The organism is Facklamia sp. P9177 (genome assembly GCF_050409585.1).
In the GTDB taxonomy this organism is placed as follows: domain Bacteria; phylum Bacillota; class Bacilli; order Lactobacillales; family Aerococcaceae; genus Facklamia.
In genome coordinates this window covers 1-3,886 of the sequence record NZ_JBNUPE010000032.1, presented here as the reverse complement: position 1 = coordinate 3,886, position 3,886 = coordinate 1, and the positions used below count along the sequence as shown (strand labels likewise).

Annotated in this window: 1 protein-coding gene; it reads right to left on the bottom strand. The window is 34.6% G+C overall.

The features are described from left to right. Window positions 1-3,661 (bottom strand): Cna B-type domain-containing protein (locus ACQV18_RS09270; protein ID WP_428893003.1); only part of this gene is annotated, 3,661 nt, incomplete at its 3' end. Window positions 3,662-3,886: the final 225 nt, after the last annotated feature.

The following is a 3,886-nucleotide window of genomic DNA, read 5'->3' as shown; positions in this document are numbered from 1 at the left end:
CCGCTACTTTTTCACCGTTTGCTAAGAGGTTCACCGTGATTTCTGCTGGACGTATGCCGTCTTGATTGTTGCTATCGTCCCAGGTTTTTTTACCTTCGATAGTTACTACTTCAACATATTTATTAGTAATATTAAACCCATCAATAACTGTCTCATAACCTTCAACCTTATCTTCAGTAATAGTGTATTCAATTTTTTTACCATCTTTTTCAATCGGCTTACCAGTAAACCTGTACTTCCAATTATCGGCGGCAGTAACTATTTTAGAATCTACTTTTACACCATCCGCCAAAAGATTAATAGTGATTGATTCTGGACGTTTACCATTTTGATCATCAGAGTCATCCCAAGTTTTAACGCCTTGAATAGGTGCATAATCTGAATAATACCCAGCATTCCTTTTAGCAATAGTATTCTCTCTATTTAACGTGAAGACATCTGTTAATCCATCATTAGCGTCTAAGATTGTGGATCCTTCTGCGTCTTCAAGGTTAGGTTCCGTAAGAATATACCCCTCAGGAGTGCCTATTTTAATTCGATAATTTCCGTGATTGAACACATCAAAATGATAATATCCCTTGTCATTCGTTAGTGTTTCAATTGGATTTCCCTCTTGATCGGTCACCGGATTGCCTGATTCATCCACTAAAGCAACCTTATGCGATTGAAAAACTGCTTCATCTTCACTTCGTATCGAATTTTTATCCGTATCTTCAAACACATAACCTTCTACTTGATAGCGAACAATTTCAAGAATCGCATTGTTCGATTCAAAGTAATCAAGATTCGATGATAATGATGTTCCGTAGGAGTTAACTGCCTTCATACCTAGTTTGAGGTCAAAATCATTAGGGACTTTTATTGGTACATTAAATGATGCTCTTTGTTCAGTCTTTAGAGTGTATCCTTCGATCATTTCAATTTTAAAAGCTTTGACAGTAGTAAAATTACTAGGAGAACTTGTCCAATTAGCCTCGGTGGTATAGTTTTTCATGTTTTCTGATGGAGTATCACTTGTATAGAACACTTGAAATCCTTCGGGTGCTTGAATAGGTCCTTCTAATTGAACAGAGAACTCCGATTCTCGAGGTACTCGACTATCTGATTCATAGGAAGTCCCTACCGTTTTATCTCCTTTATGAGGAAGAATATCTAAAATTATTAATTCTTCAACATCCTTCGTTGAATTATTTAGAACGGACATATTGTACTCTGCGGATGTATTTATTTCGGAAAAGCCACTTCCAGGAGCTAAAGTGAAATTCTGATCTAAACTCCCTTTAACGGATTTTGTTGTTATAACTTCTCTCGGAGGGGCATATGTAATAGCTTGCTTTGACATAGCAATACTGTCGGAAGTGCTCCCATTATCATTTAAATCAAAGATATCCTCGACAGAACCTTCAAGAACTTTAACTTCTTCATTATTACTCCAAGCTAAATAAGCACTATTTTCATTCTTACCTTCAGTAGCTAGCTTCGTAATTTTCGTCTGATACTCGATAAAAAATGGCGATCGTCTGGTATTACTGTATGTAGAGTGATCGATACTAGTAACTGACGGTAATTCCCAAATCAAAGCCGTTTGACCGGTGCCTTTATAATTGGTAACCACTTCCGGCTCCGTATTTGCGATTAGTTGGTTGTCATTAATACTATATATTTTATCTATATTATAACTATAAAATTTTGAACTGTTTGCAACATATTCAAACCCATTGGGTAATAAATCTATGACTTTTGTGAAATCAATACTATTTCCCTTAGGTAATTTATTAATATAGGGAGCTAATTTATATTTCACAGTTTCTCCAATAAAAAAAGTATTGTTCGAAGAATCTGCTGTTTTTCTAAGGTATGCGCCAGTGTCAATTTTCTCCAACTCTTTGAATTCAGAGGCTTTCAGCTCTAGGGGCGTGTTTGACCCTTCAAAATTAGCCTCTATCGTGAGATGATTATGAAGCTTATTATTTTTGGCATTTTCTTCATCGAAATTTACTGTCGATGGGTCACGAAACTTACTATAAATGGTGACTCTAAGTGATTGGCTTGGTTTAAGTCCACCGTTTTCATCGGATGAAGATGAGTACTTAATTATCACATCCTTCACATCTTTACCTAATTCTACCGCATAATCAGCTTCTGCTATAGATACATCTCTGGCTATCGTTTTTTCTTCTCCTTGTTCATTGACAAAAAGAATATCAACTGTACCTTTAAAAATTTCATCTGACGCTCGATGAACTTTCATTTTGCTAAAATAGAATCTCTTGTCCAAATCATGATCTCTCATGATAATCTTGTTCATATTGCTACCAATTTCACTATTAGTATTTGTTACACTAAGCGTCCAATAGCCCTCGAATTCTTCTTTAATCTTGGGAATATCTACGATACTTTCACGACCACTCTTATATCCACCAATCGAATTTGTATTACTTATTAGAGAAAAGGTTATATCATCTTCTTGATTTATTTCTAATTCATATTCCGGTTTGTTTTGGGGAATATATGTTGCTTTCATCGTATTACTAATTGGTTTATTGATTTCATAGCCGGGAAATTTCAGATATAAGACAGGCGAGTTAAGACCTCTATTTCCACCCAATGTTAAAACTCTCTCATATATATACTCCGCTGTATGTGTGGCTGGATCATAATTCCAACCGTTATTCAATTCTGGGACAAACTCTGCACCCTCGGGTAAGATATCTCGATAGATTACCTTCTCAAAATACCGTTCTCCATAGTTAGGCGTACCTCGAATAGGTTCCGTATATAAATTGAACGGAATTGGATTCAATTCTTCTAAGTTCTCAGATAGAAAACCTGGATTAGATGAATCCTCTAATCCACCATTAATTTTACTCCCATCATTAAGATTTTGATTAATTTTTTTTCTCGACCGAATCTCAGTAGTTTTCCAATTTATAGTGAGTGAATCTTGTCCCAACAAATCAGTATTCTCATTTGTGATAGTAGCTGTTATTAATTGTTGATACCCATTAGGAGTTTCTCCACTCTTAGTGCGATACCTTATTGGAAGGTCTATACTATTACCACTTGAAAAATTATTAAATTTATAAGTAATAACATAATTATTACCCTCTTCTGTAATTTCAAAGAGTACACCTTGAGTCTCAGTTGAGGAGGCTACAATCGAATCGTAATCCACATACTCTTTGGGTAGGTTAATTTTTACAGTATAATTACCGTTTCCTAAAGCCGAATCCGTAGTGGACAAGCCCATATAGAACAACGCTTCTCGTCCAGTAACATACTCTTGAGGCTGACCATCTTTGATATATAAGGAAAAACGAGAAAGAAAATTAGTAACATCAGTTGTATTGCTTTCTAATTTATTTTCTTCTGTCAAAGCTTCTAAATGCTCTTTAGTTTCTTCATCAGAATCCTTAGATGTGTCTATGTTTTGATTCGCATCAATTGATTCTTCGACAAAAGTCGTTTCATTCGCTTCCTGACTTTGATTTTCTTCAATCTCTTGAGTTTCTTCCATTCTATTTGTAGTATCTGTATTTATTGTTTCTTCTACTAAAGAACTTTCCACTATTGGAACTTCTGTTGCATAACTTACAATGGGACGCACCATATTACTAAAAATTAGCATTACGGTTAAAATTAACTGCATAACTTTTTGCATATTATTCACTCCTTTTTAATAAATAACTATTATTAACATAGTTGCTTTTATTATATACCACAAAAAAAATTTATCAATGATATGGGTAGTGTCAAATTTTTCGTCCATTCATAAGTGTTAGACGATAATACATATGTGACATAAAACAAACAAAAATAGGGAGCTTCTGTTACACTAAAGATATACAAACAACTTAGCGAAAGGAAGCTCCCATGAAAAATATTA